This is a genomic window from Paenibacillus sp. J23TS9 (assembly GCF_018403225.1).
Lineage (GTDB): Bacteria > Bacillota > Bacilli > Paenibacillales > Paenibacillaceae > Paenibacillus_AQ.
In genome coordinates this window covers 238028-263308 of sequence record NZ_BOSG01000006.1, presented here as the reverse complement: position 1 = coordinate 263308, position 25281 = coordinate 238028, and the positions used below count along the sequence as shown (strand labels likewise).

General features: G+C 46.1%; 17 protein-coding genes. 16 read left to right on the top strand and 1 reads right to left on the bottom strand.

The features are described 5' to 3' along the window. Positions 1–221: 221 nt before the first annotated feature. The 9 genes from KJS65_RS26960 (at position 222) to KJS65_RS26920 (ending at position 12183) form a co-directional block, all read left to right on the top strand. Positions 222–866, top strand: coding sequence for a TetR/AcrR family transcriptional regulator (locus KJS65_RS26960; protein ID WP_213652908.1), 645 nt, complete (start codon positions 222–224; stop codon positions 864–866). 114 nt (positions 867–980) lie between these two features. Continuing rightward, positions 981–3299 carry an ABC transporter permease gene (locus KJS65_RS26955; RefSeq protein WP_213652907.1) on the top strand — a complete coding sequence of 773 codons (2319 nt, stop codon included), beginning with the start codon at positions 981–983 and terminating at the stop codon, positions 3297–3299. A 4-nt stretch (positions 3300–3303) separates the two neighbouring features. Continuing rightward, positions 3304–4062, top strand: a complete 759-nt coding sequence (locus tag KJS65_RS26950; RefSeq protein WP_213652906.1) for an ABC transporter ATP-binding protein — start codon at positions 3304–3306, stop codon at positions 4060–4062. 659 nt (positions 4063–4721) lie between these two features. Next, positions 4722–7043: a helix-turn-helix domain-containing protein gene (locus tag KJS65_RS26945; RefSeq protein WP_213652905.1), complete on the top strand. Its 2322-nt coding sequence runs from the start codon at positions 4722–4724 to the stop codon at positions 7041–7043. Positions 7044–7338: 295 nt separating this feature from the next. Further along, on the top strand, positions 7339–8196 hold the full coding sequence (locus tag KJS65_RS26940; protein ID WP_213653005.1) for an ABC transporter permease: 858 nt from the start codon (positions 7339–7341) through the stop codon (positions 8194–8196). Positions 8197–8209: 13 nt separating this feature from the next. Beyond that, positions 8210–9070, top strand: coding sequence for a carbohydrate ABC transporter permease (locus KJS65_RS26935; RefSeq protein WP_213652904.1), 861 nt, complete (start codon positions 8210–8212; stop codon positions 9068–9070). Positions 9071–9146: 76 nt separating this feature from the next. Beyond that, on the top strand, positions 9147–10697 hold the full coding sequence (locus tag KJS65_RS26930) for an extracellular solute-binding protein (protein WP_213653004.1): 1551 nt from the start codon (positions 9147–9149) through the stop codon (positions 10695–10697). A 32-nt stretch (positions 10698–10729) separates the two neighbouring features. Continuing rightward, complete coding sequence (locus KJS65_RS26925) at positions 10730–11824, top strand: amidohydrolase family protein (protein WP_213652903.1); 1095 nt, start codon at positions 10730–10732, stop codon at positions 11822–11824. After that, the gene (locus KJS65_RS26920) at positions 11821–12183 is read left to right on the top strand and encodes a Rieske (2Fe-2S) protein (protein WP_213652902.1); all 363 of its coding nucleotides are present in this window, start codon (positions 11821–11823) and stop codon (positions 12181–12183) included. Before KJS65_RS26925 ends, KJS65_RS26920 begins: the two co-directional genes overlap by 4 nt. A gap of 116 nt (positions 12184–12299) precedes the next feature. Here KJS65_RS26920 and KJS65_RS26915 read toward each other — a convergent pair whose 3' ends face one another. Continuing rightward, positions 12300–12773: an alpha/beta fold hydrolase gene (locus tag KJS65_RS26915; protein WP_244864876.1), complete on the bottom strand. Its 474-nt coding sequence runs from the start codon at positions 12771–12773 to the stop codon at positions 12300–12302. A gap of 419 nt (positions 12774–13192) precedes the next feature. Between KJS65_RS26915 and KJS65_RS26910 the strand changes: the two genes are divergently transcribed. The 7 genes from KJS65_RS26910 to KJS65_RS26880 all read left to right on the top strand — a co-directional run bounded on the left by KJS65_RS26910 (position 13193) and on the right by KJS65_RS26880 (position 25281). Beyond that, on the top strand, positions 13193–13408 hold the full coding sequence (locus tag KJS65_RS26910) for an XRE family transcriptional regulator (RefSeq protein WP_213652901.1): 216 nt from the start codon (positions 13193–13195) through the stop codon (positions 13406–13408). A gap of 243 nt (positions 13409–13651) precedes the next feature. After that, positions 13652–14221: an SF0329 family protein gene (locus KJS65_RS26905; protein WP_213652900.1), complete on the top strand. Its 570-nt coding sequence runs from the start codon at positions 13652–13654 to the stop codon at positions 14219–14221. A gap of 178 nt (positions 14222–14399) precedes the next feature. Continuing rightward, on the top strand, positions 14400–15590 hold the full coding sequence (locus KJS65_RS26900; RefSeq protein ID WP_213652899.1) for a DUF4317 domain-containing protein: 1191 nt from the start codon (positions 14400–14402) through the stop codon (positions 15588–15590). A gap of 708 nt (positions 15591–16298) precedes the next feature. Next, positions 16299–16970 carry a hypothetical protein gene (locus KJS65_RS26895; RefSeq protein WP_213652898.1) on the top strand — a complete coding sequence of 224 codons (672 nt, stop codon included), beginning with the start codon at positions 16299–16301 and terminating at the stop codon, positions 16968–16970. A gap of 683 nt (positions 16971–17653) precedes the next feature. Next, entirely contained in the window at positions 17654–18661 is a 1008-nt protein-coding gene (locus tag KJS65_RS26890; RefSeq protein ID WP_213652897.1) for a peptidylprolyl isomerase, read from the top strand. A gap of 46 nt (positions 18662–18707) precedes the next feature. After that, entirely contained in the window at positions 18708–23024 is a 4317-nt protein-coding gene (locus KJS65_RS26885; protein ID WP_244864870.1) for an S-layer homology domain-containing protein, read from the top strand. Positions 23025–23535: 511 nt separating this feature from the next. After that, positions 23536–25281 carry a sensor histidine kinase gene (locus KJS65_RS26880; RefSeq protein ID WP_213652895.1) on the top strand — a complete coding sequence of 582 codons (1746 nt, stop codon included), beginning with the start codon at positions 23536–23538 and terminating at the stop codon, positions 25279–25281.

The following is a 25281-nucleotide window of genomic DNA, read 5'->3' as shown; positions in this document are numbered from 1 at the left end:
TAAATATACTGCATCCCGAATCTTGGACACGGATAAAACGGTCCGCGAAGAAGGGATGTGGTTTTTTTACATTTATCGGTTTATAAGCTTCCGTATTATACGATGTAAATGTATTGAGAGAACAGCGCCTAACAACAACATAACGTTCTTGACAAAGCGAAATAGCATGTTATCATCAGACTAACAGACAGACAGTCGGTCTATTTAGGGGTGGATGAAAAATGAGGATTGTAAAAGAAGCCGAGGAACGTATAAACGAAATACTGGATGCGGCAGATGAGCTTTTTTTTCAGAAGGGCTTTGATGGGACGAGTACCAACGATATTCTCGAAAAGGTTGGGATTGCGCGGGGAACATTATATCATCACTTCAAATCGAAGGAAGATATTATGGATGCGCTGATTGATCGGTATAAGGTCCGTCTATTAGATGCAGCTCAGGAAATTGCCGAGAACAAGAGCATACCTGTCGTCGAGCGTATTATCCAAGTCGTTATGGCCTTGAACATAAGTGGCGGAAGCAGCGCAGAAATGATGGAGCATATTCATAAGCCGCAGAATGCGTTGATGCACCAGAAAATTCAAAGAGTCATCATCAGCGGGGTTACGCCTATTCTGGCTGGAGTGATCCGAGAGGGCATTGAGCAGGGATTGTTTAACACACCGTTTCCGTACGAGTGTATGGAGATGGTGGTGATCTATGCAAATACGGTTTTTGATGATGATTACATTGAAATGACGAATGAAGAGCTCGCTGCACGTATGCATGCATTTATCTTCCATATTGAAAGAATGCTGGGAGTTAAGCAAGGGGAACTCATGCACATCATGAAGATATTTGACAACAAAACTACTGATAACAGCTGATATGTGCACATTGTTTGCGGCTGCTGCATCAATACTTGTGCGCAGTGGTCTTGCTTCAGAAACATTTATGTATAACTTAAAGACAGTTCATAAGCCTGAAGACAGAGGTGGCCCATGTATTATCGAATCATACGCAATGACATGTTAAAGAGCAAAGTGATTACGCTGGCAACGATGATATTTGTCTCTGCCGCAGCTATGCTTGTATCTCTCGCCGCGATCCTCGTCGTCAATCTTTCAGGTGCGCTGGACATGCTCATGACACAAGCTAAAACTCCGCATTTTATACAGATGCATTCGGGTGAAGTGAATACGGCCCGTCTTGCATCATTTGCTGAGCAGAATCGTAATGTCGATGAATTCCAAGTCGCCGAATTTTTGAACATCGATGGCGCTAGAATTATTCTTGGTGACCGTTCGCTTACGAATAGCGTTCAGGATAACGGATTCAGTATACAAAATGAAAAATTCGATTTTTTGCTTGATCTGGACGGCAACATCATTCATGTCTCCGACGGAGAGCTTTATGTTCCAATAAGCTACATGCAAGATCACACGGCAAAGATTGGTGACAAGGCATTCGTAAGCGGCAAGGAATTTACTGTGGCGGGATTCCTTCGCGATTCGCAGATGAATTCTGCGCTTGCCTCTTCCAAGAGATTTCTTCTGAGCACACATGATTACGCAGAGATAAAAAACCTTGGCAGCACGGAGTATCTAATAGAGTTCAGATTAAAGGACATGTCGGCACTCGGCGCATTCGAAACCGCTTATGCTTCCGCAGGACTTGAAGCAAACGGACCAACCATTACATATCCGCTGTTAAAAATGCTCAACGCACTTTCGGACGGCATGATGATTGCCGTGATCCTTCTTGTAAGTGTTCTGATCGTTGCCATCGCATTGATGTGCATACGCTTTACGCTCCTTGCGAAAATCGAAGAAGATTATAGAGCAATTGGTGTTATGAAGGCCATAGGGCTCAGGGTTTCCGACATAAAGCATATTTATCTTGCGAAGTACGCAGCCATAGCGGCTGTAGGCAGTGTGATCGGTTATGCACTTTCGCTTATGTTTAAAGGGTTGCTTCTTGAGAATATTCGCCTGTATATGGGGGATAGTGAACATTCATCTCTTGCGCCGCTGTTCGGACTCATCGGTATACTGCTTATATTCCTTGCTATGATGGCCTATGTAAACGGAGTGCTGAGACGCTTTCGGACCCTATCTGCTGCAGAAGCCATACGCTGTGGCACTTCATCTGAAACAAGCGCAGGTACAAAGCGGCTTCGCTTGAGCGGAAACAGATGGTTTAACACAAATGTTTTCCTAGGTATCAAAGATGTTCTTTCAAGGAAAAAACTTTACGCTACAATGCTTGTGGTTCTCGTGATTTCGTCCTTCATCATGATTGTTCCACAGAACCTGTACAACACGATTTCTTCAAAAAGCTTCATTCAATATATGGGGATTGGAACTTATGATATGCGGATGGATGTTCAGCAGACCGATCATATTTCCGCGAAAACATCTGAAATCGAAAACAGTATGAAGAACGACAGTGCTATTTCCAAATACGTCGTCTTAACCACCAAAACATTCAAAGTAAAAACGGAAAACGGATCAGAGGAAAATATAAAGATTGAACTCGGAGATCATTCGGTGTTCCCTATCTATTATTCCAAGGGTAGAGCACCCGCTGCAGAAACCGAAATTGCCCTTTCCGCCTTGAACGCCGATGAGCTCAGCAAAAAGGTCGGCGAACACATGACGCTGATCACTGAGGGGGCAGAAAAAACATTAACGGTAAGCGGAATTTATTCCGACATTACAAACGGCGGCAAAACCGCAAAGGCTATATTCGCTGATAACACAGCAGATATGATGTGGTCTGTGATTTGCGCGGAGCTTTCGGATCAATCGCTTGTTGACCAAAAAACATCAGAATATAAGAACAGGTTTGCTTTTGCAAAAGTTTCAGACATTGATGAGTTTGTTGCACAGACGTTCGGATCCACGATAAGCTCTGTCAAAAAGGCCTCCTTCGCCTCCATCGTAGTTGCATTAGTGATAACACTGCTCATCACTCTGTTGTTTATGAAGCTGCTCATCGCGAAAGACAGATATTCTATTGCCGTGTTGAAAGCACTCGGTTTTACGAACTCGGATATAAGGGCGCAGTATATTTCCCGTTCTGTTTTCGTTCTAATCGTTGGTATTATTCTTGGGACGGTTCTGGCGAACACGCTCGGAGAGCTGTTAGCGGGTGCAGTGATCTCCTCCTTTGGAGCGTCGACATTTACTTTTGCGATTCATCCACTATCTGCATACCTGCTCATTCCATTCATGATGATTGGCTCTGTACTGATCGCAACCATCATCGGTTTAACGGGTGCAGGCCAAATAAAAATTTCCGAGAGTATGAAGGGGTAGGCATATGAAGAAGATGATGATCGGTGATCGGATCGTAAAATCTTTCGGTGAGGGCCATGAAAAGCGTAATGTTCTAGATGGGGTATCCATTGAAATAAACGAGGGAGAGTTCGTTGCGGTTATGGGTCCTTCGGGTTCGGGGAAATCGACGCTCATGTTCGCGCTCAGCGGGACGGACAGCATTGATAGCGGAACAGTCGTTGTTGATGGGAAGGATTTATCGGCTATTGGGGAGAATGAGCTCTCTGATCTCCGCCGGACGACAATGGGGTTTGTATTTCAGCAGCCAACGATGCTGAGCAATCTGAATATCCTTGACAACATCATTCTTCCAGCCATGCGGGACAACAGGAGAAATGTAGTGAAAATTTCGGAGAAGGCCAGATTGCTTATGCAAAGGGTAGGCATAGCAGAGCTTGAAAAACGTGATATTACGCAGGTTTCGGGAGGTCAGCTTCAACGTGCGGGTATATGCAGAGCGCTTATGAACAGCCCCAGAATTATTTTCGGAGACGAGCCTACGGGTGCGCTCAACTCACAATCCGCTCAAGAGATTATGGACATCTTATCTGAAATCAATGCGGACGGTACGGCCGTGATGCTTGTAACTCATGACGCCAAGGTTGCGGCGCGGACAGAGCGTATTATGTTTATGCGGGATGGAACCATCGTAAGCAAGCTGAAGCTTCCGAAGTATGAAGGAATGGACATGGACGGAAGGATCGAAGTAGTAACGGAGAAGATGCGGGAGATCGGGATTTGATCGTCTAGAATTAGTAAATTTCCCATATCTGTAGCGTTTCGAAGGAGAAGTGCGGTATTAGAGCCTACATCAGGTAAATTAAAAGCCAGACTATTGATTGTCAATCTTGTCCAGTAAACGTGTTGTTCCCAAACTAAACGCATGGAACTTTTTAAACGTACGTTCTTCTTACTAATACAAGAAGATTTGAGACCAGAACTCATGGTTTAACGCACTCTTATCGTTCACCGAATAAATCAAAAATCAGGGTCATTTCACGATCTAGCTAAATTCCTTATTGAAGTAACGGGTAACATGAGCTGAAAAAGTATTGGCGAGTAAGTCAACGTTTATAAACGTTGGCTTTTTCTGTCATATCCGGACCATACTGTGCACATCTCTAAACTAACCGGCAGGAAGCGTGATTGAACGGGATGCAGGTACGAGGTCGTTCAACGGACCATTCAAATCCCCTAGAATAAACCGATTGAGGATTTCTGGAATACATGCGTCAGGCGCCCACCGTCAAAGATAACCTCAATTCCAGATATAAGGCTCTGATAATCTGTGGTATTTTGCAAAGTAAACAATTACAAATGTAGTGAAAATAGTTTAAGATTGGGATGAAATAATATTTTATAATTGAGTTTGATTTATGAAATTTTATTAGGAGGGTTGTCATGGTGAACCGTTTCTGGCAAACGTATCGCACGGTGCTGTTTTGTCGGTTATTCGCTAACTACTTCGCGCTGATTCTTATCCCAGTCATCGTAGCCGCCGTACTGACCAACTTTTTTGTTGTCCGGTTGATTGAGCACGATGCAGAAAGATTGAACAATACCATCATGCAGCATTTCTCGGAGCAAACCGATGACACCTTCGCCTCTCTTGAACGTGATATGGTGAACATGCTGTCAACGGCAAGCATCAAGAACTTTTCCAGAACGTCCGGCGATCCGGCTGAACTCACACAGCACTATGAACGGATCCACTCGCTCATGCAACAACTGAATAAACTGGAATCGGAAAATCTGGTGTACAAATCTTTCCTGTACTTTGCGAGCGAAGATCTGGTCATCGACGGCAATACATACAACAGCAAAGACGAGTATTTCCAGGAACAGTATCTGATCAAAGATACGGATATACCCTCCTACTTTGCCAATTTTACTGGCAAGAAATCGATGGTTTTTACAAAACCGCATACCGTATTTGAAAGGCCGCCATTCACTCGAGACATCGTCTCAACCCACTTGAACACCGCCATGCTGATGAGCTATCCATTTAACAGCGCGAGTCCCGACGTCTATTTGGTCGTGAATCTGGATTTAAATAAGCTTCGCGAGCAATTGGGCATCCAGGAGAAGTGGGTAACAGATACGATGCTCGTCAATTCGTCCGGCTCCGTCCTGATCTCAAACGGATCGTCCGAGCTGCAGCCCGATTCATTTGCTGCGATGCTCCATTCGAATCCGGAACAGACTTTATTTTTAAATCCAGATAAGAAAGCGCTATCATTTTCCAAATCCCGGTTTAACGATACTTGGTATTATGTAAGCATGATCAATCTGTCCGCCTTAATGAAGCCGGCCAGCACGATCCGTACGATGACTTTTGTGCTGCTTGGCATCTTTATCGTCGTAGGCGGTTTGGTTTCTTTTTATTTGAGCCGGAGGCTGTACAACCCGATCCACGAAATTAAAACGGGATTGGAATCACAGCATAAGCATCTGGATGACGCACCCGGCTCATACTGCGGCAACGAGTTCGATAAGATAAAACGGTTTTCGCGTTCGCTGATCTCTAAAAACAAAGAGCTGATACAGACGGTAAGCGGCATGTTCCCGATCGTACAGGAGCAATTTATTGCGAGAGTGTTGTTTGGTGAATACCGTGACAGCCTATCGATCGAATATTACGCGAAAGAAATTGCCTTCCCTTACAAGCCGGTATCAACCGCAACGGTCCTCTGCATCGATATCCAATACTATTCGCCATTCGCGCAGCAGCTGTCTGAGACGTCCAAATCATTTATGCTGGCCGAGCTGAAAGAGAAAATTCGCAAGCTGTCCCCGGCGATCATATGGGTATGTCAAACCCGATCCGAACAATTGTCCTGCGTATTGCATCACGAAGATAACCGGCTTTGCGACCCCACTGAGACAGCGGATGTTATAAAGATGCTCCTGGAGCATCCTTACTACAAAGCTTCCATTGGAATCGGGAAAACGGTTCATTCTGTCGCCGCCCTCCATCAGTCTTACAACGATGCGCTCTCGATGCTCCATTATAAGAGTTTGCACACGGGTGCCGAAATTTGCAGCGAACAAAGAGTGTGGAAGGAGCGATCGGTAGGCGACAGTTTCTTGTCTTCACAAGAAGTGAACCGGATCTTCAATAGATATAAAGCCGGCGATTGCAAAAACCTGCTTCAGTCCGTGTTCGACTTGCTGGATGCCGGAATGCGGAGCAATGCGAACGCACATCAGATGAAGAACTTGGGCACCGATGTGCTGAATACTTGGGCTCGCGCCATCGAAAGTGAGCGAAATGATTTTGACATCTCTTTCCATTCTGAGTTGTTTGCTGCCATTAACCGCTGTGTAACCTGGGAAGAATTGAGGCAAACATTCCGGGAAATACACGGCGTATTGTTCCGGACCACCGAAGCACCGGACCGGAAACAACAGTTTGCTGAAATTTTGGACTATATTCGGACCCATTATAACGAAGAGCTCTCCATTGAATATTTCGCGGAGCAAATGAACATGTCCGCCGGTCATTTCAGCCGCGTGTTCAAGGAAGAGGTGGGTGAGAAGTATGTGGAATACATCGCCAAGTACAGGATTTCGAAAGCGAAGCAATTTTTGCTCGAAACGGATCTGAAAATCGATGATATAGCCGAACAAATTGGCTATTGGGGAAGGAACTCGTTCATCCGTAATTTCCGCCGTTACGAAGGAATTACTCCGGCTAAATATCGCACGATCCATCAATCATGAGTCTTCTTTTTTTCGAAGTCTCATTTTTTTCTCCTGCTGATCATGCGGATGGCGGTGTCATGCGGCTTGTAAAAATGGAGACATTCCGAAAACTTGGTGCTTTACCGGCGGCGTGTCACAACCTATAGTCAGAGCAAACATTCGGCTCGCGTTCAAACGCCTGCCAAAGGAGGTGAAACCGTTGTCATTGGACCGAAGTGATGCCGCAAGCGCACAAATACCAGCCCGAGTACAAAGTGGAAAGGGTGCTTCACTCCGATTCAAGCTGAAGAAGTACAGAACGTTATATTTGTTAATGCTGCCCGGCATTCTGTACTACATCCTCTTCAAGTATGCGCCGATGTACGGGGTGATCATCGCGTTTCAGAATTTCTCAATCGGCCGGGGGATCATGGGCAGCAAGTTTGTTGGGCTGCAGCATTTTATTGATTTTTTCCTCAATACGCCGGATGCCTGGAAGCTGGTCCGGAATACGGTCATGCTCAATGTGTACGATCTGCTATTCCGTTTTCCGGCGCCGATCATCCTTGCCTTGCTGTTCCATGAAATTCGAAGCCGGAAGTTCAAATGGTTCGTGCAGAGCGTGAGTTATATGCCTCACTTTTTATCTACCGTCGTGATTGCCGGCATTATGGTTACCTTTTTGTCGCAGCAGACCGGAATCATCAATCATATACTCGACTGGCTCGGCGTCGGGCGAATTATGTTTCTCGGCGAGCCGGGATGGTTCCGAACGATCTACGTAGGCTCGGAAATTTGGCAGACGATCGGCTGGGGTACCATCTTGTACTTGGCGGCGATTGCCGGCGTCGATCCGACCTTGTATGAGGCTGCTAAAATCGATGGCGCCAATCGGTTTCAACAAATGCGTCATGTGACCTTCATCGGCATGATCCCGGTTATGATCGTCCTGTTTGTCCTGACGCTTAGCCATTTTATGGAAACCGGCTTTCAAAAAATTATTTTGCTGTACAATCCGATGACTTATGAAACCGCGGACGTCCTCAATACTTACATTTACCGGCGCGGCATCCTAACCGCCGACTTCAGCTTCGCTACGGCTGTCGGTTTGTTTCAGTCGGTGATCGGATTCGTGCTGGTCGTGTCAGCGAATCGTGTCGTCAAGAAGTTCTCGGATACAAGTCTATGGTGAAGGGGGGCTAGTCATGAAAATCAAGGAAAGCTTCGGCTCGAGGTTATTTGACGGGGTTAATATCTTCATCATGATCATTCTTATTATCGTCATGGTATATCCACTCATATATGTGTTTTCCGCTTCCATCAGTGATAACGCTATGGTCATGAGCGGGCGGGTCGTTCTCTGGCCCAAAGCGATTAACTTTGTTGCTTATGAAAGGCTCCTCGGCAATCCGGATCTATGGATCAGCTATTGGAACACGATTCGTTATACCGCCGTTCAAACCTTCTTATCACTTGCCGTTACATCTGCCATGGCTTATCCGCTTGCCAAAAAGGGGCTCCCCGGCCGTCCGCTGATATTGTTTCTGGCGGCCTTCACGCTGATGTTCGGAGGGGGGATGATCCCGACCTTCCTTGTGGTGCAGAATCTGGGCCTGCTTGATACGATGTGGGCGATCGTGCTGCCGTCGCTGGTTAGCACTTGGTATTTGTTCATCATGCGCACCTTTTTCGAGGGATTGCCGGAAGAGCTGGAAGATGCCGCCACCATTGACGGCTGCGGCACGATGCAGGTGTTCCTGCGGATTGTACTTCCGCTTTCACTTCCGGTACTCGTCTCCATCGGTTTGTTTACTGCCGTCAATCAATGGAACTCGTTCTTCGATGCGCTGATCTATTTGAACGATCGGAGCATGTATCCTCTGCAGATCATGCTGCGCAACATCATTATCGCCGGCTCGAATGTCCAGGGCGAAGGCAACACCGACTATATAGAGACGCTGAAATACGCCATGATCACGATCGCTACGGTGCCGATCTTATGCGTGTATCCGTTCATTCAAAAGTATTTCGTACAGGGCACCATGATCGGTGGAATCAAGGGATAGATATAGATTCCACCGGGATCTATTCCTATATATCCAATGCAAAATAAAAGGAGGGTTCAAACAAGTGAGTAAAAGAATGATGGCCATCATCCTTTCTGCCGTAATGCTGAGCACTCTGACCGCCGGCTGCAGTGGAAAAGGCGGAAAGAAAGAAGGGGCAGACGGAGGGGGGACAGACTCGACAAAGCCAATTACGTTCTCTTGGTTGGTTTACGACCGCCCGGAAGGAAAGGTAAAGAATGATTGGGAAATCTTCAAGGAAATTGAAGCGAAAACGGGCGTCAAAGTGGATTGGCAAGTCGTCAGCCAAGAGGGCTTGACGGAGAAGCGGCAGATTATGATCGCTACCAACACAATCACGGATATCAGCCAACCGTCTAATCAAGAGGCCAGGGAGAATGGGCCGGAGAAGGTATTCCTGAATTTGAAGGATTATTTGGATATCGCGCCCAATCTCAAAAAGTTTTATGATACGTACCCCGAAGCGAAGGCCGTGGCCACGGGCGCGGACGGCGGCATTTACGACGTGCCTGTGCTCGAAGGTGATCCCGCCGGTAAAGGCTTCAATTATATTTGGATGGCGCGCAAGGATTTGATGGATAAATATAACTTGAAGGCCCCCACCAATCTCAATGAATTTTATCAATTCCTGAAAGACATGAAGGCTAAAGAACCGGACAGCTACCCGCTCAGCTTCAATACCCCGGTCACGGCGGATACCGGAATGTATACCGTATTCGGAAAGATTTTCACGGGTATTTCAGGCTTTTTCAATCAAAGTCCGACGGAAAACAAATACGAGTTCGCGCCATACAACAGCGGATATAAGGATGCACTCGCATTTATGAATAAGCTGTATACTGAAAAGCTGCTTGATCCCGAATTTTATTTGTTGACGCCGGATCAGTGGGAAGAACGGTTCTTAAAAGGAAAGTCGTCTGTAACCTACTACTGGAAGGCGGAAGTGAACCCGACGATCGATAAAGCGAAGCAAGCCGGCACGCCGAATTACGACCTGGAAGCGCTTCCTGAGTTTGCTGCTGACGGCGTAAAGACGTATCAGTTTTCCCGTCCGGTCGTAGGATCGGTGGGGCGGGCCATTTCGGCCAAAGTCAAGGATAAGGAAAGAGCTGTCAAATTCCTTGACTATCTCGTAAGTGAAGAAGGCACCAAATATTTGTCGCTCGGCATTGAAGGCAAGTCGTATACCCTGGAGAACGGGGAGCCTGTCTACATGAAAGAATTCGGCGCTAGCCCGTATGTGCCGCTGCGACGCGATTTCGGCGTATGGTACGACAACATTTCGCTGAACAATGCACTCGCACGTCAAACGTGGGAGAGAGGCCTCGACGACAAAAGCAAAGCGATCAACAGCAGCTATGAAAAATTCATCATTCCAGCTCCTAAGGCGCTCGTGAAGACGACGGAAGAGCTCGATCTGGAAAAATCGAAGCTGACCCCGCTCACCAAGTTTTTGGAGCAGAAAATTACGGAATTCGTCACAGGCAAGACGCCGATTACCGATGCGAACTACCAGCAGTTTTTGGATCAATTGAAGAAGCTCGGCGCCGATGAACTGTTGGATATGTACAATACGGCATATACGCGCACGTATGGCTCTAAGTAAGCGGTCAAATACAAATCAAAGGAGGGCATAGAATGCGATCCGCATCGTTTATCGTAGATGCTGACATCCACAATGCAATCGACAAACCGCAGGACCTGCTGCCTTATCTGCCGAAAGTATGGCATCAACAATGGCTCGAAAGCGGGATCGGTGTGCACGGGCAGTATTATTCGCCCGTAGGTGTACTGCGTCAGGACGCAAAGCCCGACAATGGAGGCTCGGCCGGAAGCGATCCGCAGTTTGTCCTTCAGCATTATATGGAACCGTTCGGCATCGATTACGGCATACTAACGGGCGGAGGAGAGCAGGGCATTTCTCTTCATGCCGATCCGGACTATGCGAATGCCGTCGCTGCCGCCTTCAACGATTGGCTGGCGGATCATTGGCTGAACGTCAGCCCGAAATTCAAAGGCTCCATTCAGATTAACCATTCCGACCCGGCCGAAGCCGTCAAGGAAATCGACAGGATGGGATCGCATCCGGGCATGGTGCAGGTCGTGATGGGAAGTGGAGCGCGTATGCCGTACGGCAACCGCTTCTACCATCCGATCTACGAAGCGGCAGAACGGAATGGACTGCCGGTCGCCATTCACCCGGGCACGGAAGGGAAGGGGATATCCGGCGCCCCGACACCTGCCGGATACCCGACCCGGTATATGGAATGGCATAATATTCTGCCTGCGAATTTTATGACTCATATCAATAGCCTGGTATGCGAAGGGGTGTTCGAAAAATATCCGAAGCTTAAATTTGTAGCGATCGAAGGCGGTATAGCCTGGCTGCCCCATTTGATGTGGCGCATGGACAAAAACTATAAAGCGCTGCGCGATACCACGCCATGGCTCAAGCGTCTGCCTTCGGAGTATATTGTGGAGCATGTGCGTGTAACCACGCAGCCGATCGAAGAACCGAAGAAGCCGGAACATCTGCTGCAAATTTTTGAGATGATGCAAGCGGAACAGATCGCCATGTTCTCGTCCGACTATCCGCATTGGGACTTCGACAACCCGAAAGTGGTGCTGAGAGGCCTTCCTCAGAAGCTGAAGGAACGCATTCTAGGATATACCGCTGCAGAGCTGTACGGCTTCCCGATCCCGGAGGGGCCGAAGGAGGCGGGTCCCGCATGAGAGTGAAAGTGGCGGAGCCAGATGCGATCAGCGACGGAGGCAAACTTATTGTAAAATTGAAAGAGATGGAAATCGGCCTGTTTCGAATCGAAGGTAAATACTACGCGTGGCGTAACGTTTGTCCACATGCGGCGGCGCCGGTATGCGCGGGTACGATTCGAGGGACGCGGCTCCCTTCCGGAGTTTACGATTATGAGTATGGATTGGAGGATCAAGTGCTGCGTTGCCCATGGCACGGCTGGGAATTCGACCTGAAGAGCGGTCATCACCTGGCTGCAGGCAGCGACGCGAAGCTGCGTGGTTATCCGGTGGAAACCGATGATGCCGGGGTATATGTTGTGCTGCGGGAGCGTAATTGAAGAAAGTTTCTTGGAGGTATCCCCTGAATTAGATCGTTTACTATACGTAAACAGCCTGGAATACTCTAGGCTGTTTTTATCTATCCTATAAGCCATATAGAATGAACTAATCTATATTATTTGGCCAATATCCACTCCGCGATATCCTCCAAAACTTCTGCAGACACCTTTTGTGGGACTTTGTACTCTTTTTTGAAGTCCTTGACCCTACCATAAACTGACTTCATAAACAGGTGGTTCAATCCAGGGTAGAGTTTGAAATGGACGTTGGGCTTACCGATGCAGATTTGCTGATAGAGCGCAAAATCCTTTTCCGTGGAGACCTGAAAATCCTTGTCTCCTTGTAATATCAGCACGGGTTTTTCTGTTGCGATCAGATAATCAACTGCGGGATGTCCGGCCATCTCCTTGAAATACCATGCGTAGGTTTTACCAAAAACCTTTGTCTGTTTTGCTTCTTCCTCGCTCATTTCCGTGATGGCGTCAAATTTGACTTTAAAGCCCGCGATTTGCTTTTTCGCGATTTTCTGCAGTAATTTTGGCAGTTGAGTGAGCACATCATCATTTTGGCTCATCAAAATATCGCTCAAAATACGCGGCGAGCCTGCACATATGATTATACCCGCAAAATTGCCAAAATGCTTCGTTATGGATTTAACACATTAAAGCTGCATCGAATTCATTTAGGCGTATATACCTTTAACCCGCGAGCGATCCATGTAAACGAGAAGATTGGTTTTAAACGAGAAGGGTTACAGCGAGACGCATTAAATATAGATGGAAAGTTTCATGATATGATCACGATGGCTATTCTCGAAGATGAGTTCCGTTTATGACATGAGCCGTGAAGCTAACGAGGAACGATAGCGCGGATGGAACCCCCCGATAAATTGGGCAGACGCATGAGGAACTTTATCGTTAAGGCTTTCTTTATAAAGTATACTCATGCTGGCAACGGACAACGCTTAAGGTTAAATAAATATTCTCTTACGTGGGAGGTCATCGCTTCTTGAAATTTGAACTTGGACGTTGCTTGCTGAATGAACGATTGATGGAATCCGGAAAGTCAGCGGAATGGCTGGCCAAAGACTTGCTTTTTAAACCGGAACGAGTTTACGACTTTATTGAAAACAAAAGAGTGATGCCACTCAAAATTGCCATATCAATCGCCGATTCCATCGGTTGTGATGTTCGTGCCTTGTATGAATTAATTCCGAACGAATAAGAAGTAAAGGGAGATTAACGGCATTGATATTTCAGACTGAGGACCATGTACTCCTATTACATAATCGAAGGGGCAAGGAGTCCCTAAGGCTAGCCCATGCAGACTTTGTGGGTTGTTTTTTAGCAGGCGTTTATTCATACTGAACAGAGGCGCAATGATACGAGCTATTATTTTACAATAAAAGAAAGCCTGACAGCCGCAAATGCGCATATGCAGGGTCTGAGGATATAGGAGGGAGGAACCATGTCCTGGAGTAAATTAAAGCAGCAGCTGGAGAGTTTTCTCTGTCCTGCGTTAGATGGAAGGGTTGAATACCGTGCAACGGGGTATCGTTATTTACCTGATAAAGCAGGGCTTTGTTATATTTCGGTAGATAAAAAGGATGTACTCCGGATGAGTGATCGAACCAGTTCAATCAGATGGTATGGGGCGGAGCTGGAGATTAAGAATGACCCTGATATTCAAATTCCGATCAGCGATGAAGAAATGGAAGCGGTCAGAAAGGACACCAAAGGGACTGTTCCGGAGGATCGTCTAAAAATCATTGCAAGAAACAGAAAAATATCAGGATATGCAAAGGAGCTATTGACGGCACAGGCTTCATTAAGCAAATCTAATTTTGTGGCTACAGCTACTAAGTTTTTAGCTACTTCTATAGAAGAAAGCATCGAGAGCGATGATATCTTATTGAATATTCTGGCTTTGGTGGACAGACGAATCGGAAAAAAACGAATTTTAAACATGTCCGTGAAGATGAAGTTAAAGCATCCCAGCGTGCAGTATTTTTATGAACTGCGGCGTAGTACATGTTGAGAATATGAAACCCTTCTATTATAAAATGAACTAAAGTTTCACATGGCTTCGCCTATGTTCCATATGGAATACAGGCGGATTGCCTACCCTTTCTTTAGTTCAATTTATCTAGCGAAGGGTTTTTATATCGTTTATACTTATAAAGCCAATTTACTTTCTAGGAGTTGTCTAACGAATCATGAACAAGAAAGAAGTCGCGCACATACGCAAGCAGTTTAAGCTGGATAATCATTTGATGAATATTTACGATATTCTTAACGTGTACATTATGAAGGAAACGAACGAAATTTATCACTGGGAGCGGAATCCCTTTGAGTTAGTGGACCGGGAGAAGCAGGAACTGTACATGGGCAATTTCAAAAAGCTGCTGACCGGCGAATTGGATCATAAGCTGTTCGAGCTGAGGTTTCAGGAGAAAGCGGAGGATCAGAAAGACCCTTCGCGCGTGCTGCTTCACCAAGCTCTGCAGACGGGAGATCCGGAGGAGTGGCAGGATCTGATGCTGCTGCTCGTGGACAAAATGATGGCCGACACGAGGTATGAACGGGATACGGTCATTACGTTCGTACGCGGACAATATTACCGGCCGACCAAGGCGAGAAATGATGAAGCCGAGGAGACAGGGAATGACGAAGTGTTCGGACATCCGTTCATTCTATGCAGCGTGAACTCTACGGAGAAGCAGCGGAAGGCGCTCTTGTTCGACTATGTGGAGAGAGAGTATAAGTATAATATCATTGTGGATCCCATCATCAAGCTCAGCACACCGGAGCAAGGGTTCTTTTTTCCCAGTGTGACGGACAATTATTCCGACGTGAACCGGGTTCTATATGCTACGGGGAAATCGAATGATCCGAATCCGCATTTCATCGAAGAGGTGTTGAATGCGGAACGGTCTGTGACGGCACTGGAAGAGAGAGGAATCTTTGAAGACATCGTGAAGGAAGTGGCGGGTGAACAGCTGGACTCGGCCACGATCGCACATGTGTACGAGGAGATCCATCATGTGATTGAATCCCACCAGGATGAGGAAGAACCCGCGAAGCTGGATTATACCGACGTGGAGCGCGTGCTGACCGCAAGCGGGGTAGACAATGTGACCAAGGAAGCCGTGGAACGGGCGTTTGAGACTATCGTTGACGATAAGAACTATGAACTGAAGGCGAACAGCGTGATCCCGAAATTCACGTCCAAATCGATCAAGATCGATACCAAGGTAGCCACGATTACGATCAGTCCACAGGATTTAAGGTATATTAAACAGGTGAGCTTTCAAGGCAAACGCTGCATTATGATTGAGGTTGACGAAGATGCTGTTATCGAGGGCTTTACGCTGACTACGGAGACGTTATTGGAAAAAGCGGAGTGAAGCGAAAACAAGCGTTAACAGCCTTTAAATTGGATTTTGCATTGGTCGCATCGGTGGCTTAGGGAGATGCTCCCCTTACGAAGACAGGATTTATGAATTTACCTGTCTAGCGTGAGGGGGGCTTTTTTTGTAATGACAGAAATCAACTACCGTGAAAATTAAATTCTTCGGTAGGTGAACAGAGATAAGTCTGAAGAGAGGGATTACCCCATCTGCTCCAATTGATAACGGTTCATTTCGCAGGGGATTAAGCTTGCGGTACGGAGACGATTGTGATTGGATTGAATTTCATGAATAGGTTGATGGTCGCCCGCAGGGTTTCAAAGTTCAGTTGATGAAATGACCCACGGATAAAATAAATCGTGAAGGAAAAAACCATAACCAGGAGAAATAATCCTAGGCAGTTTTTAATTTTAGCGTCTAATTATTTATTTTCTATTTCTTCAGGTTTCAAGTGAAATGCGGTAACTAAATGCTGCTTTCGGACGTTATTTGTTAGAAGAGGATTTATTTATGACACATTAATTCTTAATTGATGTGCCTTAATTAGGAGGGTTCATAGGTTTCTAAATTTAAAGAACTTAAATATGATGGAGCACTCTGAAGCTCGACCTCGATTTTTGAAAGACCTTGCCGTTGTGATGAGCAAAATGAGAAATGGAATGGTCCTGTCTTTGTTTGGACAAATGGTCTATAAGTGGGGATATTATGAAAAGATATTATTATTTTGGTTTTGGGATCATTATAACAATGCTTTTAGTAAGTATGTTCATTGCAAATTTTAATAAAAGTACACCCCTTTCAAAAGAAGAAGCTGAAAAAACAGCCCTTTCTCAAGCGGAAAAAGATGGTTATAAGGATGCAAAGATTTGGACACGATTTAACGCACAAACACATACGCGACTCATTTTTTCACCGGAAGAAAACAGGCACCTTGAGGTGTGGCAGGTTAATATTGACGCAGCTTATAATCCCCAAGTGAAAAATGCACCTGCCGCCTCGTATTATATTAGTAAGAAAGATGGATCAATTATTTCAGTAATAAAAGGTCTGACGCAAGCAGGTATGGATCTAGAAATCAGTGGAACTGAACAAGACGGAGAAGAATATCACTTTAATATTAAAAATAATGGGAATATTGATTATGTTATTGAATGGATAGAACCTTTCTTTGATCCGCAGAAACAATCTAATATCCAAAGGGAGATACGCAAAGTAGAAATCAAGAAGACAATCCCAGTTAATTCAGAACTTTCAGTAAGTGGCGTCCTAGAACTGCCTGAGGTTGATAAAGATATTATTATCGGATTCATAATTAAAGTAGGAAAAGAAAATGAGTCTACTCTGATTTTCGACGATAAATATAGAAATGGTTACTAAAATATAAGGATTCCTTAACTTATTTCGAGTTAAAACGACACAAGATAGTGGAGGACACCGAAGTAGGTGAGCTTTCAAGGCAAACGCTGCATTATGATCGAGGTTGATGAAGATGCCGTTATCGAGGGCTTTACGCTCACCACAGAGACGTTATTGGAAAAAGCGGAGTAGCGATACTAATCGATCGGCACCCCATATAGGGCTTAGTAGTAAGATTGCCAAGGAAACTAGTTCTAGCCCTGCACGTGGTTGATCGCGGGATGACAGAGGCCGTTTTCCCGTTTCAACCTTAAGAGACATAGAGCGTAAGAGCAAATTTTGCTCTTACGCTCTTTACTTTGAGTAACTCTAAAGTTTTGGCGGGGACAACCTGTAAGCGGTGAACTGAATGAAGGGATATGATCCCATAGAAATGTACGTTTTTTTCGATAAATTTGATCTTAAATACCAAACAAGTAAACAAAAGAAAAGAAAAGTAAAAAGCGTTAAATTGTTTTGCACAAAACCAGGTGCTACGATCTGGTTAAACAAAATGGAGAGAACTTGCTGTATCCGCTTAAAACGGGATTATATTTCGATAAGATTCTGGTAAAGAGGGGGAGAGGGGAATAGCGGCACGTAAATTCAACGTTTATAAGTGGTGGTGCACTGCCGGAATAACAGCTTTAGTTGTCATCTGCATCATGGTCATGATGGGTTCCGTCTATCCCGATTTGAGTCGCCGCAGTTATAATATTGCAACAATAAACGGTACTCCGATTCATATCAATGAATTCCGGAAGGCCGTTCAAGCGGACAAAGCCCAAATCTTTGGCTATTTTCATGATCGATATAACGCCCAACAGTCAGCTTCCTTTTGGAGCACTTCCTACGGAGGAGAAATTCCGCTGGAGTTATTAAAGAAACAAGCGCTGGAAGATTGTGTGCGCATGAAGGTTCAGCAAATGATCGCAAAAGAGCAGGGAGTAATGAAGGATATCAGCTACGAAGGTTTTCTAAGAAGCTTAAACATCGAGAATGACAGAAGGCAAAAAGCAGTCAACGATCATAAGGTCATTTTCGGACCTGTCCAATACACGGAGAATGCCTATTTTGAAAATATGATGAGCAATGCGATATTGGCCGTTACCAAGAATCTGGAGAAAAATGGTTGGAAGCCGGATGAGCAGCAGTCGAAACAGTTTTATGAAGCGAATAAAAGCCTGTTATACCAAGCGTCTGCGTCAATTAAAGTGAAGCAAATATCGTTTTCATTTCTTGATTCAAACCGGAATATCCATGAACAGCTGAAAGCCGAAGCAAAGAAAGAAATGGAAGCGATTTCAAATGATATTTCTTCCGGAATGTCATTTGAACAGGCAGCAAGGGAAATGGGACAAAAAGTACAAGTGACGGAGCAGCAATATCAAATGGACAACGATATCCATGTCTCCAGAAGCCCTGTCATTCAAGCCGCCCGGAACCTGCAACCTGGGGAAGTGGGGGGAGTAATTGAAGAAAACGGCTCTTTCTATATCATCAAATGCCTCGAGAATAACAAGCCCGGCTCAACGTATCTGCCATTTGATCTCGTTAAGGACAGGGTTGTTAATGACTATATGGATAGCAGGTATAAGGATTATGTTCAAAAACGGGTATCCGAAGCACAGATTGTATTGAATGAAGAAAAGTACCGGAACTTTGAAATGTAAAGCCAACATGGCATTACATAATTAAAAATGGAAGGGAATGATTTCTTTGAGGAAAAGCATCAAAAAAATTGCTTGCATGATCCTGGTATTTTCAATGCTCTGTTCATGGTTTGTCGTTTCTCCGACAAGTGCAAGTGATTCGGGCACAACCTACTATATTGACAGCACTGGGGGTGATGACAATAATGATGGCATGAGCGCTGATTCGCCTTGGAAATCACTGGATAAAGTGAATGAGACGACCTTCAGTCCAGGAGACAAAATTTTGTTCAAATCCGATGGGGAATGGGAAGGAAGACTGTGGCCCAAAGGTTCTGGAGAAGAAGGAAATCCGATCGTAATTGATAAATACGGCTCCGACGACCCCGAAGAAAAACCATTAATATCGGGGGTGACCTCTGAACTGGAAGCCGTCTACTTGAAAAACCAGGAATATTGGGAAATAAATAATCTGGAGGTCACTAATCGTTCGTCGATTCCCTTTGATAGAAACTGGCAAAATGAGCGCGGACAGCGTCGCGGCGTATATATTTTGAATGAGGAAGCAGGTATACTACATCATATTCATATTAAAAATATGAACATTCACGATGTCGATGGTTCCTATACGACACGCTCCGGAGGAATTATATTTGACTCCGTGGGGTCAACAACACCAAGCGCTTTTGATGATATTCTCATTGACGGCAATGCTCTGACGGATGTAGACGCTTATGGCATTTACATCGGTTCCAATTGCATATTGCGATATGGTATGGGGGATTTGTGGCCTTGGGTTCAAAAGCCATATGGACCATGGACGCCCTCCACAAATGTAAGGGTTTCCAATAATTCCGTGGTCCGAGCGGCAACGGGAGGGATCGCATGGAATGTGACGGATGGTGCGGTTGTCGAACACAATACGGTACAAGAAGCTACCTACCTGGCAACAAATGCTTCAATCTGGTGGGCATATGCGGACAATAATCTCGTTCAGTTCAATGAGTCCTTTGGATCTGTACACGGAGAAGAGGACGGACATGGTTTCGATGTAGACGCAGGAAACATCGGTTCATTGGTTCAGTATAATTACAGCCATGATAACGCCGGCGGATTTATGCTGTATGTCAATGATACGTATTGGACGCTCAACACGATCGTCAGGTACAATATCAGCCAAAATGACAAAGGAAGCATCTTCCGGTACAGCGGATCGATTGATAATGTTTATAACTACAATAATACAGTTTATGTGGGACAATCATCCGGCAATCCGGTTATGAGTGATTACTATGTAAAGGCATCCGGTGAACCGCGCAACATTAAAAACTACAATAATGCGTACTATAGCGCCGGAGATAAGGGCTGGAATTTAACAGGGCAAATCTTCGACTACAATGCCTATTACGGGGGAAAAACGACAGTCGAATCCGATGCCCATAAGGTAACTGCCGAACCGGGATTTATCGCTCCCGGAACCGGAGGGAATGGCATGGACACGGTCGGCGGATACAAGCTGCATGAAGATTCCCCTTTAATTGGCGCAGGTATCCGCATTAGCGATGCCGGGAGTCGGGATTATTTCGGCAATAAGCTGTATAACCAGGCGCCTGATATCGGTGCTTATGAATATGAAGGAAAAGTGCCTGCAGCCGGTGAAGATATGCCCGATCCGATCGAAGTTGTTAAGGCCGGAACTATCGACACCCCGAATGATGATCTGGCTCCTCAGGCAACTGCAAGTACGACCTTCACAACGTCATCTTCACAACCGGCGGCAAACATGAACGACAAACATTACAATACGGCTTGGTCTAGTGAGGTTTCGCCAAGTTATCCGAACTATATCACGCTGGATTTTGGCGGAAAGGCAGTTTCAGCTAATCAATTAAAATTAAATACAAGATCGGGTAAAACATATGGCATAGCACAATTCGATTTGGAATATGACAATGGGTCCGGGTGGGTTCCAATCAAGACAGACATTCATCTGAACTGGGATTCGGACAATGGTCAAGATGAGATTAAATCAGTGGAATTTCCTCTCACCAGGTTTTCCAAGATGCGGTTAAAAGTCAATGAAGGAGCCGTACAACCAGGGGCCATTGCTGTGAACGAGATCGAATTATATAACAACCCTGAATTAAACAAGGGCATGGTCACCACGTCCTTCCCTACAGGAGACAATCCGATTACAAATATTATCGACGGCAATATAAACTCTGCATGGGGAACACCTGGTAACCTGGATAAAAATCGCGACTTCCCGGGTGACATTACAATCGACTACGGCAATAATCCGATTACCCTTAACAAGCTCACTTTGTACACGCATTTTGGCAAAGATCAAGGGATTACAAATTTTGATGTGGAGTATTACGATGGAAGCGAGTGGAAGACGGCTCTATCTGACGCAAAAATTGAATGGCAGCTGAGTGACAGCACCAGAGAACCTCAATCAGTCACTTTTCCGACGATTACCGCACACAAGCTTCGTTTGAAGGTTAAGGCTGCAAATTTGACTTGGGACTGCATTGCGCTTACTGAACTTGTTGCGGAGTATATTCCGGATAAGGTACCCGTTACAGGAATTCAGCTTGATAAACCGGAGGTGATCTTTAATCCTTCTTCCAGCAGCATAGCATTGCAGGCCATAGTTATTCCGGATAACGCAACCAACAAAAAAGTCACATGGGGAACGGATAACGCCCAAGTTGCTAAGGTAGACGACAATGGACGGGTGACAGCAGTAGGTGAAGGAAAAGCTGTCATTACAGCGACATCGGAAGAAGGAGGTTTTCAAGCCGACAGCAATGCAATGGTTGACTGGACAGCACCGGAAATTAGGATTGGTTCGGTTGTCTCCTCTGAATATAATACGGGTCTTCTTCAACCGGCGAAGTTTACAGTGACAGATCAACTGAGCGGAGTCGACCATACGAAGACAGCCGTTATGCTGGACGATAAGATTCTGACGGATTTAGATGATATTGCGTTGAATACGCTTGAGCTCGGACAACACAAAATCACAGTCAAAGCCTGTGATTTGGCTGGAAATTGTGCTGCAAAATCGGTTGATTTTAAGGTGAAAAGTACAAGCGGGGGAAGTACAACAGTACCTGCCACACCAGTACCAACACCAACGCCGACGCCAGCACCAACGCTGGTACCAAAACCAACGCCAACACCTCCTGTTACGAACGACGGAAATATTGCAAGGATAACGATTGAAGTACAGGCATCAGTCGATAAGGCAACCGGTACAGCCAGTGCGAAGATTGAAGCCGGTACGATTGCATCCTTGATTGACAATGTTAAAAAGGCTGAAGCCTCCGCACAAAAATTGGTTATTGAAATCAAGGTGAAACGGGCTGAAGATGCCAAAGCTGTTGAATTGCAAATTCCCTCAGATGATTTTAAGAAGATTGCCGAAACCGCAAAAGCAGAAGTGAAAATCGACACCGGAATGGGGACGATCACTTTTGATAAAAAAGCAGTTGTCTCCATCAGTAGTCAGGTGAAGGCAGAAAATATCAGCATCAGCGCTAAAAAGGTTGATCCTGCTTCCTTGACCGAGACCGTAAGGGCCAAGCTAGGGGACAGACCAGTCTATAATTTTACATTACAGGCCGGAAGTACCCCAGTATCAAGCTTTGGCGAAGGAAGCGCACAGATAAGCATACCATATACGCCTAAATCCGGTGAAAAGCATAACTCCATTGTGGTCTACCGTATGGATCGTGAAGGAGTCCTAACAACCGCTATTGGCAAATTTGATCCGTTAACGGAAAAAGTGAACTTTGCAGCTTCGCGTTTTTCATATTTTGCAGTCGGATATAATGAAGTGAATTTCAGCGATGTGGCAGAAACAGACTGGTACAATGAGGCTGTCGGCTTCATGGCTGCAAGAAATATGATATCCGGCGTGGGCGGTGATCGATTTGCTCCTATGAATCGCGTAACTCGTGCCGACTTCCTTATCATGTTAATGAATACGTATGATATAGGGCTGGATAGCAGTATCCAGAACAATTTTGATGATGCGGGCAGCAAATACTATGCCGGGTACCTTGGAACAGCAAAACGCCTTGGCCTCGTATCCGGTGTAGGGAATAACAAATTCAAGCCGGAAGCTGCGATCAGCCGGGAAGATATGTTTGTTATCTTATTCCAGGCATTGAGAACTCTTGATAGGCTGCCAACCGATATGAAAGGAACGAGTCTTGATAACTTTAAGGATGCCGGGGAAACAGCAGATTATGCAAAGGATGCGATGAAGCAGTTTGTTGAAACCGGGATTATTGCAGGAGACGGAACAAACCTGAGCCCAAAGGAAATCTCAACAAGAGGAGAAACTGCACAAATATTATATAGACTGCTTTAAAATGAAAAAAAATAGAAAGAAACTAATGGGGCGCCCAGACGACCGCGTCGAAATTTCGTCTCAAGATCCAAGCAGCTAACCTGCAATGGGGCAACTTCGCGATCAACGAGTTGGAAATATACGACAAGCAATAGCAGCGAATGCGAGACGCTACCCGCGCCAAATGATCGTAAGGCAGGTGCGGTAGGGCAGATACAGAGGGGCGGCACCCGAAGCAAGGCCAGCTCTGGAATGGCAAAGCTTGCCTCAGCGGGAATCGGAAGACATGCGGGAGAGAGTGGGACATCCCTCTTTCCCGCATTTTTACCCGTATAGAGCTCATGAGTTCTCCCGGTCCCGGCCAAGGATCTGAATGGGTGGGAGCAAGGTCCCGCATGGCGGGCGTTTTTCATAGGCACAAGGAATCTTCCATCGGGACGGTTCTTTTTTTGTTCAGGAAAGGGCTTTTCCTTTCTTCCATTCAAACTATACTAGAGGTAGCGGAACATGAAACGACTAACGGGGGTAAGACATGAAGCTGCAGGCAGTAGGCAAGTCATCCAAATGGTACGTATACCAAAAAATCGTGATCGTGTTCATCTTGTTTATGCTTCCTCTCCTATCGATGAACATCTGGCTGAATTACAAGGGGATGTCCATCACCAAGCATGCCATTCTGAATTCCTCATTGGCAGGCGCGTCTTTTTATTCCAAACAGCTCGACAAGGAAATGTTTTTTATCCGGAACTTGCAGCTTCAGCTGCTGAACGACAAAGACCTTCAGAAGCTCGGCTTCCGGGGAGGTTTGCTTGAGAATTACGAGGAGGTCCAGCTGATCGACCAAGTTAGGGACAGGCTGTCGACCCTCACCGTATCCAGCGATTACGTTGTGAATGCCGGCGTGTATGTTGAAGCGGCCGGCAAAACCATTTCTACCGATACCGGCGTCACCAATACGCCCAACGCGGAAATGAAGCTGATCTCGTCTTTGATGGCGGAGAAGCCCAAGCCTTCGTTTTACCGGAGCGGCAGCCGTATCTTCCTGATCGAAACGGAGAACAACGGCGGCATTTGGTCCTATATCGAAATTTCCAGGCCCAAGCTGCTCGAAGCGCTGCAGGAAATTGCCGCACTATACCCGCAATCCGAGGTGCTGCTCGGCAGCAAGGAGCTCGGCACAGTACTGACGACAGCGAAGGATATGAAGGAGTCGAACCGGATGCTCAGCCTGACATCGGAGCCCGATGTGCAGGATGCGGACGCGTCCGAAATTCGCAAGGTGAACGGGGTGAGTTATTTTATCATACCGAACCAGGTCAGCTCGCTGCATCTGTCTCTGCTGATGTACGTAAACCAGAATGAAATCACGCGTCCCTTGAGCCATTTTATTACCTGGTTCTATACGCTGTTTATCATAGCCGTCATCGTGATGGTGCTGTATTCGTTTTCGGTCAATCTGATGATTCACCGGCCGCTGTCGAAGCTGGTCAAGGCGTTCCACATGATCGAAACCGACAATTTGAACATCGTCATCGATTCCAAGACGAAGGATGAATTCCATTACGTGTTCAACAGCTTCAACAATATGGCGCAAAAGCTGAAAGGCTCCATCGAGGAGAACTATGAGCAAAAGATCGCCCTGCAGCATTCCCAGCTGAAGCAGCTGCAATCGCAGATCAACCCGCATTTTTTGTACAACAGCTTTTTCAACATCTACATGATGTGCAAGGTCGGCGATGCCGACAGCGCGGCCGAGCTCTCGCAGAAGCTGGGAAGCTATTACCAGTACATAACGCGGAGCGGTGCGGACGAGGTGCCGTTTTATAAGGAATACCGCCATGCGCTCGATTACTGCGACATTCAGTGCATCCGGTTCTCGAACCGCATCGCGTACGAATACGAGGCCCTGGCCGACGTTCCGCCGTCCCTGACCGTGCCGCGGCTCATTATCCAGCCGATCGTCGAGAACGTGTTCGAGCATGCTTTCGAGGATGGCATGATGGAAGGCATGATCTATATCGACACCGAATACCGGGATGGCCGGCTGCGGGTGACCGTGGAGGATAACGGGAATTTGGCGCAGGATGACGTGATCGAGAGGCTGCGCGAGAAGCTGGCGATGGACTCGAAGCTGATCGAGAATACGGGGCTCGTGAACGTGAATAACCGCCTGCAGCTGAAATACGGTCCGGACAGCGGAGTGTTTGTATCCAAAAGCGCCTACGGCGGCCTGAGAGTGGACCTGATCATTATGCTTGAAGATAAAGAGGAGGCGTAA

Bases quoted from the DNA above. Each gene is read 5' to 3' on its own strand.
- KJS65_RS26900 (WP_213652899.1), top strand. From the start codon at position 14,400: ATGAACAAGAAAGAAGTCGCGCACATACGCAAGCAGTTTAAGCTGGAT.
- KJS65_RS26940 (WP_213653005.1), top strand. From the start codon at position 7,339: ATGCTGCCCGGCATTCTGTACTACATCCTCTTCAAGTATGCGCCGATG.
- KJS65_RS26955 (WP_213652907.1), top strand. From the start codon at position 981: ATGTATTATCGAATCATACGCAATGACATGTTAAAGAGCAAAGTGATT.
- KJS65_RS26930 (WP_213653004.1), top strand. From the start codon at position 9,147: ATGATGGCCATCATCCTTTCTGCCGTAATGCTGAGCACTCTGACCGCC.
- KJS65_RS26960 (WP_213652908.1), top strand. From the start codon at position 222: ATGAGGATTGTAAAAGAAGCCGAGGAACGTATAAACGAAATACTGGAT.
- KJS65_RS26925 (WP_213652903.1), top strand. From the start codon at position 10,730: ATGCGATCCGCATCGTTTATCGTAGATGCTGACATCCACAATGCAATC.
- KJS65_RS26905 (WP_213652900.1), top strand. From the start codon at position 13,652: ATGTCCTGGAGTAAATTAAAGCAGCAGCTGGAGAGTTTTCTCTGTCCT.
- KJS65_RS26890 (WP_213652897.1), top strand. From the start codon at position 17,654: ATGGTCATGATGGGTTCCGTCTATCCCGATTTGAGTCGCCGCAGTTAT.
- KJS65_RS26950 (WP_213652906.1), top strand. From the start codon at position 3,304: ATGAAGAAGATGATGATCGGTGATCGGATCGTAAAATCTTTCGGTGAG.
- KJS65_RS26895 (WP_213652898.1), top strand. From the start codon at position 16,299: ATGAAAAGATATTATTATTTTGGTTTTGGGATCATTATAACAATGCTT.
- KJS65_RS26945 (WP_213652905.1), top strand. From the start codon at position 4,722: ATGGTGAACCGTTTCTGGCAAACGTATCGCACGGTGCTGTTTTGTCGG.
- KJS65_RS26935 (WP_213652904.1), top strand. From the start codon at position 8,210: ATGAAAATCAAGGAAAGCTTCGGCTCGAGGTTATTTGACGGGGTTAAT.
- KJS65_RS26880 (WP_213652895.1), top strand. From the start codon at position 23,536: ATGAAGCTGCAGGCAGTAGGCAAGTCATCCAAATGGTACGTATACCAA.
- KJS65_RS26920 (WP_213652902.1), top strand. From the start codon at position 11,821: ATGAGAGTGAAAGTGGCGGAGCCAGATGCGATCAGCGACGGAGGCAAA.